12 protein-coding genes are annotated in these 12,994 nt (G+C 67.7%); 4 read left to right on the top strand and 8 right to left on the bottom strand.

Annotation, left to right across the window (positions count from 1 at the left end):
- Positions 1 to 42 precede the first annotated feature (42 nt).
- Positions 43 to 1,371 (top strand): MFS transporter, encoded by a 1,329-nt coding sequence (locus LGN17_RS15020; protein WP_226197488.1) that lies wholly within the window; start codon positions 43 to 45, stop codon positions 1,369 to 1,371.
- Between the two features lie 105 nt (positions 1,372 to 1,476).
- Here LGN17_RS15020 and LGN17_RS15015 read toward each other — a convergent pair whose 3' ends face one another.
- The 4 genes from LGN17_RS15015 to garD form a co-directional block, all read right to left on the bottom strand.
- Positions 1,477 to 1,914: a DoxX family protein gene (locus LGN17_RS15015; RefSeq protein WP_006491342.1), complete on the bottom strand. Its 438-nt coding sequence runs from the start codon at positions 1,912 to 1,914 to the stop codon at positions 1,477 to 1,479.
- A 192-nt stretch (positions 1,915 to 2,106) separates the two neighbouring features.
- The gene (locus LGN17_RS15010) at positions 2,107 to 2,562 is read right to left on the bottom strand and encodes an RbsD/FucU family protein (protein ID WP_226197487.1); all 456 of its coding nucleotides are present in this window, start codon (positions 2,560 to 2,562) and stop codon (positions 2,107 to 2,109) included.
- 78 nt (positions 2,563 to 2,640) lie between these two features.
- On the bottom strand, positions 2,641 to 3,033 hold the full coding sequence (locus LGN17_RS15005; RefSeq protein ID WP_226197486.1) for a nuclear transport factor 2 family protein: 393 nt from the start codon (positions 3,031 to 3,033) through the stop codon (positions 2,641 to 2,643).
- 227 nt (positions 3,034 to 3,260) lie between these two features.
- Positions 3,261 to 4,814 (bottom strand): galactarate dehydratase, encoded by a 1,554-nt coding sequence (garD, locus tag LGN17_RS15000; RefSeq protein WP_226197485.1) that lies wholly within the window; start codon positions 4,812 to 4,814, stop codon positions 3,261 to 3,263.
- A gap of 229 nt (positions 4,815 to 5,043) precedes the next feature.
- On the opposite strand from garD, the gene kdgD reads away from it, so the two are divergent.
- Positions 5,044 to 5,958: a 5-dehydro-4-deoxyglucarate dehydratase gene (gene kdgD / locus LGN17_RS14995; RefSeq protein ID WP_175952518.1), complete on the top strand. Its 915-nt coding sequence runs from the start codon at positions 5,044 to 5,046 to the stop codon at positions 5,956 to 5,958.
- Positions 5,959 to 6,139: 181 nt separating this feature from the next.
- Here the strand turns inward: kdgD and LGN17_RS14990 are convergent, their stop codons facing one another.
- A complete protein-coding gene (locus LGN17_RS14990; RefSeq protein ID WP_226197484.1) occupies positions 6,140 to 6,691 on the bottom strand; it encodes a hypothetical protein in 552 nt (183 codons plus the stop codon).
- A 298-nt stretch (positions 6,692 to 6,989) separates the two neighbouring features.
- Entirely contained in the window at positions 6,990 to 8,567 is a 1,578-nt protein-coding gene (locus tag LGN17_RS14985; RefSeq protein WP_226197483.1) for an aldehyde dehydrogenase (NADP(+)), read from the bottom strand.
- 248 nt (positions 8,568 to 8,815) lie between these two features.
- On the opposite strand from LGN17_RS14985, the gene LGN17_RS14980 reads away from it, so the two are divergent.
- Positions 8,816 to 10,195 carry an MFS transporter gene (locus LGN17_RS14980; protein WP_226197482.1) on the top strand — a complete coding sequence of 460 codons (1,380 nt, stop codon included), beginning with the start codon at positions 8,816 to 8,818 and terminating at the stop codon, positions 10,193 to 10,195.
- A gap of 78 nt (positions 10,196 to 10,273) precedes the next feature.
- Here the strand turns inward: LGN17_RS14980 and LGN17_RS14975 are convergent, their stop codons facing one another.
- On the bottom strand, positions 10,274 to 10,999 hold the full coding sequence (locus tag LGN17_RS14975) for a site-2 protease family protein (protein WP_226197481.1): 726 nt from the start codon (positions 10,997 to 10,999) through the stop codon (positions 10,274 to 10,276).
- Positions 10,996 to 11,949, bottom strand: a complete 954-nt coding sequence (locus LGN17_RS14970; protein ID WP_226197480.1) for a DUF2167 domain-containing protein — start codon at positions 11,947 to 11,949, stop codon at positions 10,996 to 10,998. Before LGN17_RS14970 ends, LGN17_RS14975 begins: the two co-directional genes overlap by 4 nt.
- A 196-nt stretch (positions 11,950 to 12,145) precedes the next feature.
- Between LGN17_RS14970 and LGN17_RS14965 the strand changes: the two genes are divergently transcribed.
- The gene (locus LGN17_RS14965; protein WP_226197479.1) at positions 12,146 to 12,994 is read left to right on the top strand and encodes a helix-turn-helix domain-containing protein; all 849 of its coding nucleotides are present in this window, start codon (positions 12,146 to 12,148) and stop codon (positions 12,992 to 12,994) included.

Here is a 12,994-nt window from a genome sequence, read left to right as displayed (position 1 = left end):
CGCAGCACCGACAACAACATTCGAAAACCGATCGTCCTGACCATGCAAGCTTCCGAATTGAGCGGCGTGCCTCGCGCCGCCGAACGCGCGCTCACGCGCAGCGACTACAAGACCCTTGGCCTTGCCGCACTCGGCGGCGCCCTCGAGTTCTACGACTTCATCATCTTCGTGTTCTTCGCGCCGGCGATTGGGCAACTGTTCTTCCCGCACGACATTCCCGACTGGCTGCGCCAGTTGCAGACGTTCGGCATCTTCGCGGCCGGCTATCTCGCCCGCCCGCTCGGCGGCGTGATCATGGCGCACTTCGGCGACCTGTTCGGCCGCAAGCGGATGTTCACGTTGAGCGTGCTGATGATGTCCGTGCCGACGCTGCTGATGGGCCTGCTGCCGACCTACGACACGATCGGCATCCTCGCGCCGGTGTTGCTGCTGCTGTTCCGCGTGCTGCAGGGCGCGGCAGTGGGCGGCGAAGTGCCGGGCGCGTGGGTGTTCGTGTCCGAGCACGTGCCGTCGCGTCACATCGGCTACGCCTGCGGCACGCTGACCGCGGGGCTGACCGCCGGCATCCTGCTCGGCTCGCTCGTCGCCGCCGGCATCAACAGCCGTTACTCGACCGCCGAAGTCGGCGCGTTCGCGTGGCGCATCCCGTTCCTGCTCGGCGGCGTGTTCGGCCTGTTCTCCGTGTACCTGCGCCGCTGGCTGCATGAGACGCCGGTGTTCGCCGAGATGAAGGCGAAGAAGGCGCTCGCGGCCGAGATTCCGCTGAAGGCCGTGCTGCGCGACCATGGCCGCGCGGTGATCGTGTCGATGCTGCTCACGTGGATGCTGTCGGCCGCGATCGTCGTCGTGATCCTGATGACGCCCGCGCTGCTGCAGAAGCAGTTCCACCTGACGCCCGCGACGACGCTGTTCGCGAACAGCGTCGCGACGCTGTGCCTGACGGCCGGCTGCATCACCGCGGGTTCGCTCGCGGGCTGGATCGGCGCGAAGCGCGTGCTCGGCATCGGCGGCATCGGGCTGGCCGCGTGCTACTACCTGCTGTTCGCGCAGGTCGCGGCCGACGCCTCGACCCTGCCGCTCTACTACGGGATCGCAGGCTTCATGGTCGGTACGATCGGCGCGGTGCCGTTCGTGATGGTCAAGAGCTTCCCGGCCGTCGTGCGCTTCTCGGGCATCTCGTTCTCGTACAACGTCGCGTATGCGATCTTCGGCGGCCTCACGCCGGTGATCGTGTCGCTGATGATGAAGTCGAATCCGCTCGCGCCGGTCGTGTATGTCGCGGCGATCTGCGTGCTCGGCGCGATCGCCGTGCAGTTCTCGAAGGATGCGAAGGACGTGAAGGACGTGAAGGACGTGAAGGACGCACGCTGAACGTCGGCGCGCACGCGCCGGCCGGATGAACGAAGGGCCGAACCCGCCGCGTGCGGGTTCGGCCCTTTTGCCTGCTTTCAGCGCAACCGCGCGGATCGGCTCAATTCAACGCAGCACGCCGTACGACGAACTCGGCCGGCGCAGCGCGTCGATGCTCGCGCCGCCGGCGCCGGTGACGAACAGCAGCAGGAAACCGCCGGCGATCGCGACGTTTTTCCAGAAGTGAATCACCATGTCGTGCTGGACGGCGGCGTTCGTCGCGTCCCAGAAATTGTGCCCGACCATCGCGGTCGCGATCGTGTAGACCGCCATCAGCAACGCGAGCGGCCGTACCTTGTAGCCGACGATCAGCAGCAGGCCGCCCAGCCCTTCGATCGCGACGACGATCGGCGCGACGACCTGTTGATAGGGCACGTTCATCCCGTGCAGATACGCGACGAAGTCGCTGTAGCCGAGCAGCTTCATGATGCCGCCCCACAGGAACAACGCCGCCAGCGCCAGGCGCGCGAAAAAAATGACGCCGGAATCGACGGTACGCGTCATGCCTCTCTCCTCGTATGCAATTCGGCCGGCCGCACGGATCGCGCCCGTGAAGCTCAGGGGCGCGCGGCCCTGCTGGGCCTGCGGCAAATGGGCCAGCATAGAGGGTCTTTCCGCGGTGTCCAAGAAAAAGGTTGTAGCAAATCTTTACACTGCCGCGGCGGCACCGGCAGCCCGGCGCGCTGAAAAACGCGTTTAGCCCGCGTCGCTCAACAACACGCCCTTCTTGAAGATGAAGCAGCCGTAGCCGCGCAGCTCGCCGGTGACGATCACCGCGTAGGCCTGCTGCGCGCGCTCGTAGAACGCGAACCGGTCGACGCCCGTCAGCGGCACCGCGCGCCCTTCCGAGCGGTCGATCTCGGCCTGCACCTCGCGCTGCACGGGCGGCACGGCCGCCGCATCGCCGACGACTTCCATCCGCCACGCGGGCGTGTCGACGAACGTGTCGAGCGGCAGCACGGACAGCACCGCGCGCACGACGCGCGCCGAATCGGCGCCGTCGATCCGCAACGCGCGGCCGACCACCGTGTGCTCCGCGACGGATTCCGCCGGGAAATTCGCGTCGCAGATCGCGATTTCGTCACCGTGGCCCATCGCGCGCAGCGTGTGCAGGATGTCGGCGTGCAGCAGCGGGTCGAGATTCTTCAGCATGTCGGCTTGTCTCCGGGATCAGGAACGAATGCGTAACGTTACCCGATCCCGGCGGCCGCCGCGCATGCGTCGCTCGCGTCACGACGCCGCGGCCGGCATTTCGTCGATGAAACCGGTGACCGACGCGAGGCGGCCCGACGCGTCGACGGTGCCGAAGTCCGAGCCCTTCACGATCGCCGCGCCGTCGGGCGACACGAGCGCCCACGAGAACCGCAGGTGCTGGCCGAACCCGTCGACGTCGGTCGTGCGGCGGAAGCGGAACGCGGGGAAGCGCGCCTGTACGGCCTCGATCATCGCGTCGATGCCCGCGTGGCCGTCACCGGACATCAGCGGATCGCGATAGGCTGCATCGCTCGCGTAGGTCGCATCGATCAGCGCGCGGCGGCGCGCGACGTCGGGTTCGTTCCAGGCGTCGATGTAGCGGTCGATCAGGTCGGCGTGAACGGACGATGCGGATTGGGCGGTGTTCATGGCGAAGCTCCTTGTGTCGATGAGAGGACGATGTCGCGAACGTGGCGTGTCCCGTGTTCGCGTGCAGTCATCGTCGCCGGCTTGGCGCGGGCGGTCGATTACGTACGAGGTAAGGAATTCGACACATGAGGCGCGGCGCGTTGCGCTCGATCGCCGTTGCCGCCGCATCGAAATGAAAACGGGCGACCGAGGGCGCCCGCTTCGTCCGGCGGCAACCGCTGCGCGCGTCAGGTCACCGGCGCCGGATTGAACAGCGTCAGTGCATTCGCGAGCTTCCATTGCTCGGCCCACGTGCGGCGCTTGCCGCTCGCGACATCGAGCATCAGCCGGAACAGTTCCCAGCCGGTCTCCTCGATCGTGGCCGCGCCGGTCGCGATCTGCCCGGCGTCGAGGTCCATCAGGTCGTGCCAGCGGCGCGCCAGGTCGCTGCGCGTCGCGACCTTGATCACCGGCACCTGCGCGAGGCCGTACGGCGTGCCGCGGCCAGTCGTGAAAATGTGCAGGTTCATCCCGGCCGCGAGCTGCAGCGTGCCGCAGATGAAGTCGCTCGCGGGCGTCGCCGCGTACAGCAGCCCCTTCTGCTTCGCGCGATCGCCGGGACGCACGACGCCGGCGATCGGCGCGCTGCCCGACTTCACGATCGAGCCCATCGCCTTCTCGACGATGTTCGACAGGCCGCCCTTCTTGTTGCCGGGCGTGGTGTTCGCGCTGCGGTCGACGCGACCGCGCTGCAGGTAGCGGTCGTACCAGTCCATCTCGCGGATGATCTCGCGCGCAACGTCCTCGTTCGCCGCGCGCGACGTGAGCTGCGCGACGCCGTCGCGCACTTCCGTCACCTCGGAGAACATGATGGTCGCGCCCGCGCGCACCAGCAGGTCGGCCGCGAAGCCGACGGCCGGGTTCGCGGTGAGCCCCGAGAACGCATCGCTGCCGCCGCACTGCACGCCCACGACGAGATCCGACGCAGGGCACGTCTCGCGGCGGCGGCGGTCGAGCCGCTCGAGATGCGATTCGGCCATCTTCATGATCGAGTCGATCATCGAGTTGAAGCCGACGTGCGCGGCGTCCTGCAGGCATACCACGCCGCCGTTGTCCGCCGCGCCGTCGGCCGCGACCGGAATCGTGCCGGGCGGCAGCAGCCGCTCGGGCTGCAGCTTCTCGCAGCCGAGGCTCACGGTCATCACCTCACCGCCGAAATTCGGATTCAGGCTGATGTTGCGCAGCGTGCGGATCGGGATGTCGGCGTCGGGCGCGTCAATCGCCACGCCGCAGCCGTACGTGTGCTCGAGCCCGACCACGTCGTCGACATTCGGGTAGCGCGGCAGCAGCTCGGCCTTGATCCGCTTCACCGCGTGCTCGACCACGCCCGACACGCACTGCACGGTCGTCGTGATCGCGAGGATGTTGCGCGTGCCGACCGAGCCGTCGGCATTGCGAAAACCCTCGAACGTATAGCCTTCGAGCGGCGGCAGCGGCGGTGCGGCGCGTGTCGCGAGCGGCAGGTCGTCGAGGCCCGGCGGCTCGGGCATGCGCATCGTGCGTTCGTTGACCCAGCTGCCGCGTCGCAGCTCGACCAGCGCGTACCCGATCACCACGTTGTAGCGGACGATCGGGTCGCCGGCCGCGAGGTCGACCAGCGCAACCTTGTGCCCCTGCGGCACGCCTTCGCGCAGCGTCAGCCCGTCGGCAAACGTCGCGCCCTCGGGCAGGCCGCCGTCGTTGACGACGATCGCGACGTTGTCGTCCGGATGCACGCGGATGTAGAGCGGGGAAGCAGTCATCGGAATTCCTGGAGGCTATCGGCCACATTGTTAGTCATCATACAACATTCAACCCTAATCGGCGATGCTGCGTAAACCCTTATCCGGAAAGACCCTACTACTTACTTGCCAGCAAACCGCTTGCGTCACTTCTTTGCATGTTGTACGATGACATACAACGACATCGCCAATGTGGCCCGTATGCCGTTCCCGACGAACCCAGCACTCGCGCTAGACGGACGACCCAACCATGACCTCACCGCAAGAACTCAAACAGATCATCTCCCACGGCCTGCTGTCGTTTCCGCTGACGGATTTCGACGTCGACGGCAGCTTCCGCCCGTCCACCTATGCCGAGCGCCTGGAATGGCTCGCGCCGTACGGTGCGAGCGCACTGTTCGCGGCCGGCGGCACCGGTGAATTCTTCTCGCTCACGCAGCGCGAGTATTCGGACGTGATCCGTGTCGCGACGGAAACCTGCAAGGGCAAGGTGCCGATCCTCGCCGGCGCGGGCGGCGCGACGCGCGTCGCGATCGAATATGCGCAGGAGGCCGAGCGCCTCGGCGCAAGCGGCGTGCTGCTGATGCCGCATTACCTGACCGAAGCCAGCCAGGAAGGGATCGCCGACCACGTCGAGCAAGTGTGCCGTGCGCTGAAGATCGGCGTCGTGGTGTACAACCGCGCGAATTCGAAACTGAACGCCGACATGCTCGAGCGCCTCGCCGACCGTTGCCCGAACCTGATCGGCTTCAAGGACGGCGTGGGCGAAATCGAAAGCATGGTGACCATCCGCCGCCGCCTCGGCGACCGCTTCGCGTACCTCGGCGGCCTGCCGACGGCCGAAGTCTATGCCGCCGCATACAAGGCGCTCGGCGTGCCGGTGTATTCGTCGGCCGTGTTCAACTTCATCCCGAAGACGGCGATGGCATTCTACGAAGCGATCGCGAAGGACGACCACGCAACGGTCGGCCGCCTGATCGACGAGTTCTTCCTGCCGTACCTGAAGATCCGCAATCGCCGCGCGGGCTATGCGGTCAGCATCGTGAAGGCAGGCGCGAAGCTCGTCGGCCACGACGCAGGCCCCGTGCGTGCGCCGCTCGTCGACCTCACCGATGAAGAGGTCGCGCAGCTCGACGTGCTGATCAAGAAGATGGGCCCGCAGTAAGCGAGCATGGCCGGCGTGGCGCCTTCATCGGCGCCGTGGCCGGCTGCTTGTGCGGTGCGCGCCGGGTTGACCCTGTCGCACCGCTTGTATCGGCAACTGCGCACGCATCCACTCCGAAGCGTGCCGCCTCCGTCGGGACGCTCCGCCCGACGCCGCCCGCCTCGCGGGCCGGCCCTCCCCGTCACATCTGCGCGATGATCCCGACGATCCGGTAGCGCACGTTCCCCAGCTTGACCCGCGTCGCCTCGATCTGGTCCTGCGCGCCCGTACGCGCACGCGCCTTCGATTCGCCGTCGAGAATCTGCCCGAGCACGTCGCGGTCGACGACCGCATCGAAGAACCGGCCGACCGTGATCGTCGCCGACTGCTTCGCGGTCGCGAGCTGGCTGTTCGCCTGCGTCAGCGCTTCGGCGCGCAGGCCCTGGTCGCGTTCATCGATGCTGCGCCGGTATTGGAGCGCGAACACCAGCGCTTCCATATCTTGCCGGAAACGTCGGACGGCCTGCCCGAACACGAGCGAATGCGCGTCGGCGCCCGTGACAAGCCGCCCCTGGTTGATCGTCAAGTCGAATTCACTGCCGCCCAGGTCGCGCTGGAATTCCAGCAGCGCATTCGCGAGCACGCGCCCTTCGCTGTACTGGCCGATCTGGGTGCGCACGGATTTCGCGACATCGCCGATCGCTTTCCACAATCCGGCCGCGAACAGGTGGTCGCCACGCTTGTTGATGTTCATGATGCCGTTCCCTCTTGGTCTTGTTCTGGATCTCTCAGGTTTCGCCTGCGAGTCGGTCGACCCGGGCTCCGGTACTGTAGGAGAAATTCCGTCGACGCGGAAGACGGCGAGATCGCCAGACCGCGTTGGATGCGCTGCGCGACCTGCCCGTCGTTATGTCGGCAGCTGACGACGAAGTCAGCGCATGCAAAAAAGGCGGAAGCGGCTCGCCGGCCACTTCCGCCTTTTCGTTTGTCGCGACCGGCAAGCACCCAGGCTCACCGGTCGCAGTGGATCGCCCCTCAGTCGAGGCGCGCCGTCACTCCGCCTTCCCATCCCGCAGCCGCGGAATCGCGAGCGGATTGCGCTCCTGCAACCCTTCCGGCAGCAGATCGTCCGGGAAATCCTGGTAGCACACGGGCCGCAGGAACCGCTCAATCGCCGTCGCGCCCACCGACGTAACGGCCGGGTTCGACGTGGCCGGGAACGGCCCGCCATGCACCATCGCGTCGCATACCTCGACACCCGTCGGGTAGCCGTTGACCAGCAGGCGGCCCGCCTTGCGTTCGAGGATCGGCAGCAGCCGGCGCGCGAGCGGCTTGTCGTCGGCGTCCATCTGCAGCGTGGCCGTCAGCTGGCCTTCGAGCGCTTCGAGCACGCGCGCGACTTCGTCGAGGTCGCGGCAACGCACGATCAGCGACGCCGGACCGAACACCTCGTGGCTGAACGCCGGCTCTGCCAGGAACGCCGGTGCGCCGACTTCGTACAGCGCGCCGCCGGCCTGGCAGTCGGTCTGCGCCGCCTCGCCCGAGCCGATCTCGCGCACGCCCGGCAGTTCGGCCAGCTTGCCGCGGCCGTTGCGATACGCATCGGCGATGCCGCGCGTGAGCATCACGCCGGCCGGCTTCTTCGCGAGCGCCTGCGCGGCGACCGTTTCGAAGCGGTCGAGATCGGGGCCGTCGATCGCGAGCACGAGGCCCGGGTTGGTACAGAACTGGCCGACGCCGAGCGTCAGCGAATCGACGAAGCCCGTCGCGATCGCGTCGCCGCGCGCGGCGAGCGCCGCCGGGAACAGCACGACGGGGTTGATGCTGCTCATTTCCGCGTAGACGGGAATCGGCTGCGGGCGGGCGTTCGCGAGTTGCACAAGCGCCATGCCGCCCTGCCGCGACCCCGTGAAACCGACCGCCTGGACCGCCGGATGGCTGACGAGCGCCGCGCCGGTCACACGGCCGGGGCCGACCAGCAGCGAGAACACGCCCGCCGGCATCCCGGTTTTCGCGACGGCTGCGCGAATCGCGCGGCCGACCAGTTCGGACGTGCCGAGGTGCGCCTCGTGCGCCTTCACGATCACCGGGCAGCCGGCCGCGAGCGCCGACGCCGTATCGCCGCCGGCCACCGAGAACGCGAGCGGAAAATTGCTCGCACCGAACACGGCGACGGGCCCGAGCCCGACTTTCTGCAGCCGCAGGTCCGAACGCGGCAGCGGCGTGCGCGCCGGCTGCGCGGGATCGATCGACGCGGCGAGGAAACGCCCGTCGCGCACGACGCGCGCGAACAGCCGGAGCTGGCCGACGGTGCGGCCGCGCTCGCCCTGCAGCCGCGCGACGGGCAGGCCCGTTTCGGCGTGCGCGCGCTCGATCAGCGCATCGCCGAGCGCGACGATTTCATCGGCGATCGCATCGAGAAACGCCGCGCGGGCCGCGAGCGGCTGCGCGCGGTACGCGTCGAACGCATCGCGTGCGAGTTCGCATGCGCGCTCGACGTCGGCCTGCGTCGCGATGCCGAACGTCGGCGCGTCGATCGGCGCGCCCTTCGTCGGGTCGAATGCGTGCAAGGCACCAGCCGAGCCGGCCACCGCGTCGGCGCCGATCAGCATCTCTCCAGTCAGTTGCATGGGGTGTGCTCCGTGGTTCGGGAATAGATGGCTCATTGTAGCTCAACAGATACGATGTCTGCGGACAACATCGCATCATTCTCGCCGCCTGCGAAGGCGTCGACGATACATTCGACCACCTTTCCCGGCCAGAAAATCACGACATTCCCACACTGTGACGCGATCCGCAAAGGGGAAAACCCGAAGTTTCTCAATCCGCGCATTAACAATAAACTTTCGGCTATGTCATACGACGACGTACGTTTAAAGTGACCAATCAGACCTCCCCTCGCGACCTTCCGCTCGACCTCGCGCGCACCGCGCGCCGGACCGCCGTGCGCTACTGGATCCTGGCGATGCTGTTCGTCGTCACGACGCTCAACTATGCGGACCGCGCGACGCTGTCGATCACCGGCACGCCGATCCGCAAGGCGTTCGGCATCGATCCGGTGACGATGGGCTACATTTTCTCGGCGTTCAGCTGGGCGTACGTGCTCGCGCAACTGCCGAGCGGCTGGCTGCTCGACCGCTTCGGCGCGCGGCGCGTGTATGCGGCCAGCATCTTCCTGTGGTCGGCGTTCACGCTGCTGCAGAGCACGATCGGCCTCGGCGGCAGCGCCGCGTTCGCGGTCGCCGCGCTGTTCGCGATGCGCTTCGCGGTCGGCATCGCCGAAGCGCCCGCGTTTCCGGCGAACGCGAAGGTCGTCGCGAGCTGGTTCCCGACCGCCGAGCGCGGCACGGCGTCGGCGGTGTTCAACTCGGCGCAGTATTTCGCGGCGGTCGTGTTCTCGCCGCTGATGGCGTGGCTCACGCATGCGTACGGCTGGCACCAGGTGTATCTGTGGCTCGGCCTCGCGGGTATCGCGCTCGCGTTCCTGTGGCTGCGGGTCGTGAAGGATCCTGCCGACCACCCGGGCGTGAACCGCGCGGAACTCGAGCACATCGAGCAAGGCGGCGGCCTGGTGCGCACCGCCGCGCGCAGCAGCAGCGGCGCGCGCGCCGAGGGCAGCCGCGTCGCCGGCTGGTACTACGTGCGCCAGCTGCTGTCGAACCGGATGCTGATCGGCGTGTACCTCGGCCAGTACTGCGTGAACGTGCTGACGTACTTCTTCCTCACGTGGTTTCCGATCTACCTCGTGCAGGCGCGCGGGATGTCGTTGCTGAAGGCCGGCTTCATGACGTCGCTGCCCGCGATCTGCGGATTCCTCGGCGGCGTGCTCGGCGGGATGTTGTCGGACGGGCTGATCCGCCGCGGCGTGTCGCTCACGCTCGCGCGCAAGATCCCGATCGTCGGCGGGATGGCGCTGTCGATGGTCATCATCGGCTGCAACTACGTCGACAGCGAAGTGCTGGTGATCGTGCTGATGGCCGTGTCGTTCTTCGGCAAGGGCATCGGCTCGCTCGGCTGGGCCGTCGTCGCGGATACCGCGCCGAAGGAAGCGATCGGCCTGTCGGGCAGCCTGTTCAACATGTTCGGCAACACGGCCGGCATCGTCGCGCCGATCGCGATCGGCTACCTCGTCGGCGCGAGCGGCTCGTTCGACGGCGCGCTCGTGTTCGTCGGACTGAACGCGCTCGTCACCGTGTTCAGCTATCTCGTGATCGTGAAGGACATCAGGCGCGTCGAACTGCATCATCGCGACGCCTGAAGTTCGGCTTCGATACAAAACAGCGGCGGCCGCGTGAAAACGGCCGCCGTTGTTGCATTCGACCTCAGGGATCCGCTGTCAGATCGACGAATGCGCGACGCGCAGCATGTCGTGCACGCCGGATGTCATCAGCGCGAGGAACGCGAGCAGGCCGACGTAGCAGAGCGCATAGGTCGCCTTCGTCTCGATCGACGTCGCGTAGTACACGCGGTTCTCCGGTGCGTCGGGATCGTAGCGCCACGCACGCTTCAGCTGCGGCAGCGCGAGAATCGCCATCACGATCAGCAACGGGCTCGGACGATAGACGAACAGCGCGATCAGCACGGGCACGCCCGCGAGCCAGATGCGCGGCGACAGCACCGCGGTGATCCGCCCGCCGTCGAACGGCGACAGCGGAATCATGTTGAACAGGTTCAGGAAGAAGCCCGTGTACGACAGCGCGAGCAGCAGGTTGCTGTCGTAGTGGCGCGCGGCCGCGTAGCAGGCCAGCGCACCGAGCGTGCCGACGAGCGGCCCGGCGAGCCCGACATACGCCTCGGTTTCCGCGTCGTGCGGCATCTCCTTCAACTGGATCCACGCGCCGACAAACGGGATGAAGGTCGGCAACCCGACGTCGAGCCCGCGCCGCTGCGCGGCGATGAAGTGACCCGCCTCGTGCACCAGCAGCAGCGCGACGAAACCGGCCGCGAACCGCCAGCCGTAGAACAGCGCGTAGACCGCGATCGACGCCAGCATGGTGCCCGCCGACACGAGCACCTTGCCGAGCTTGAGGCCGCCGAAGATCAGCAGCAACAGCTTCGTCATTCCTTGCGCTCCGTGCCGGATGCATCGGATGCGTCGGCGACGGCCGGCACCGCGACCGGTTTCGGCTTGCGCCCGAAGAAGCGCTTCACCGCCGCGCCGCCGGCCAGCAGCGCGACCGCGCCGATCTTGAAGAACTTCACCGCGAACGCGCCGATCAGCGCGAGCAGGCCGAGCTTCTTCGCGCCGACACCGACGATCAGCGCCGCGAGGCCGTACTCGGCGACGTGGTCGGTCGACTTGTTGAAATCGGCGTAGCGCTTGCCGTCGTTGAAGCTGATGTTCGACAGCAGTTCGTCGGCCGACGCCTTGTATTTCGGCAGATCGGCGAGCGTCGACGCCATCGTCAACGACAGGTAGCCGTCACGGCCGAGCACCAGCGTCCGGTAGTTCACGCCGTCGTTCTCGGCGTTCGGGGCCGCGCCTTTGTCGCGGATGATCGCGGACCACACGAGCCGGTGCGTGGCCGCATCGTAGGCGGGCGCCTTCGCCCAGCCGACCACCTCGGTTTCCGGCAGGCCGCGCTCCTTGCGCCCCGGGTTGTCTTCCTCGGTGCCGGCCTGCAGGCTCTTCAGCAGTTCGTCGGGCTTCCAGTCCTTCGCATCGTCGTCGCGGATATAGCCGCTCGGCTCGAACGACACGACCGAGATCCAGTCGGCGTCGGGATCGTCGGGCAGCACGAGGCCGACCAGCCTGGATTCGTCGATCGAGTTGCCCATCGAGCGCAGGTAGCGGCCGGCTTCGGCGGCCGGCACGAACGATTCGCCGGCTTTCAGCTTCAGCACGGCTTCGTGTTTCACATCGATGTCGGTCGGGCCCTTCACGACCGCGTCGTTGGCGGCCGCGGCGGCGGCCCGCATTTCCACCTGCGCGGCTTCGGTCTGCGCGTGGCTGGCGGTCGCGGCGAATGCAAGCGTCGCCACGCAGGCGAGCCGGACGGCGAGTTTTTTCATTATTGGATTCCCCTGGAATGCCTTGTCGTCAATATGCACAGCGTCGGCCCAGGCGTTTTCAATCGCGGGTCCGGCGTCGTCTCTCAGTTGGCACGGGGGCTATGGTAACGCAGCGCGGCGACACGCCCGGGGAACGGCGCGATGCTTACGTCCCAGGTAATGCCCAAGGTGCGCGGGATTGCCTATCATCTGCTGCATGAACCCGACCGCCGCCCTCCATTCGCCCTCCCCGTCCGCCGGCCGCACGCCCGGCGTCGGCCCGCTGCTGCGCACGTGGCGGCAGCGCCGGCGCCTGAGCCAGATGGCGCTCGCGCTCGACGCGGAAGTCTCCGCGCGCCACCTGAGCTTCGTCGAATCGGGCCGCGCGCAGCCGAGCCGCGAGATGGTGCTGCATCTCGCGGAGCGTCTCGACGTACCGCTGCGCGAACGCAATGCGCTGCTCGTCGCGGCCGGCTTCGCGCCGCTGTTTCGCGAACGGCCGTTTTCGGATCCGCAACTGGATGCCGCGCGCCATGCGGTCGAAGCCGTGCTGCGCGGCCACGAACCCTACCCGGCGCTCGCCGTCGACCGCCACTGGACGCTGCTCGCCGCGAACCGGATGCTCGGCGCGCTGGTCGCGCAGGCCGACCCGGCGCTGTTGCAGCCGCCCGTCAACGTGCTGCGCCTGAGCCTGCATCCGGACGGGCTCGCGTCGCAGATCGTCAACTGGCACGAATGGCGCGCGCACATCCTGCATCGCCTGCAGCGGCAGATCGATGCGAGCGGCGACCGCACGCTGCACACGCTGCGCGACGAACTCGCCGCGTATCCGGCGCCGGCCGGCCAGCCCGACGACACGCATGCGCGCACCGACTTCGCGGATATCGCCGTGCCGCTGCGGCTGCGCACGGCGGCCGGCGAACTGACGTTCTTCAGCACGACGACCGTGTTCGGCACGCCGGTCGACGTGACGCTGTCGGAACTCGCGATCGAGGCGTTCTTTCCGGCGAATCCGGAGACGGTGAACGCGATGCGGGCGCTGGCGGACGCGTTGCCGGCGCAATGA

Origin of the sequence: Burkholderia sp. AU30280, from assembly GCF_020420125.1 — a bacterium.
Classification (GTDB): domain Bacteria; phylum Pseudomonadota; class Gammaproteobacteria; order Burkholderiales; family Burkholderiaceae; genus Burkholderia.
Note: the sequence above shows the minus strand (reverse complement) of the source record. Positions and strands in the feature narration are given on the sequence as shown.

Bases quoted from the DNA above. Each gene is read 5' to 3' on its own strand.
- LGN17_RS15020 (WP_226197488.1), top strand. From the start codon at position 43: ATGCAAGCTTCCGAATTGAGCGGCGTGCCTCGCGCCGCCGAACGCGCG.
- LGN17_RS15015 (WP_006491342.1), bottom strand. From the start codon at position 1,914: ATGACGCGTACCGTCGATTCCGGCGTCATTTTTTTCGCGCGCCTGGCG.
- LGN17_RS15010 (WP_226197487.1), bottom strand. From the start codon at position 2,562: ATGCTGAAGAATCTCGACCCGCTGCTGCACGCCGACATCCTGCACACG.
- LGN17_RS15005 (WP_226197486.1), bottom strand. From the start codon at position 3,033: ATGAACACCGCCCAATCCGCATCGTCCGTTCACGCCGACCTGATCGAC.
- garD (WP_226197485.1), bottom strand. From the start codon at position 4,814: ATGACTGCTTCCCCGCTCTACATCCGCGTGCATCCGGACGACAACGTC.
- kdgD (WP_175952518.1), top strand. From the start codon at position 5,044: ATGACCTCACCGCAAGAACTCAAACAGATCATCTCCCACGGCCTGCTG.
- LGN17_RS14990 (WP_226197484.1), bottom strand. From the start codon at position 6,691: ATGAACATCAACAAGCGTGGCGACCACCTGTTCGCGGCCGGATTGTGG.
- LGN17_RS14985 (WP_226197483.1), bottom strand. From the start codon at position 8,567: ATGCAACTGACTGGAGAGATGCTGATCGGCGCCGACGCGGTGGCCGGC.
- LGN17_RS14975 (WP_226197481.1), bottom strand. From the start codon at position 10,999: ATGACGAAGCTGTTGCTGCTGATCTTCGGCGGCCTCAAGCTCGGCAAG.
- LGN17_RS14970 (WP_226197480.1), bottom strand. From the start codon at position 11,949: ATGAAAAAACTCGCCGTCCGGCTCGCCTGCGTGGCGACGCTTGCATTC.
- LGN17_RS14965 (WP_226197479.1), top strand. From the start codon at position 12,146: ATGAACCCGACCGCCGCCCTCCATTCGCCCTCCCCGTCCGCCGGCCGC.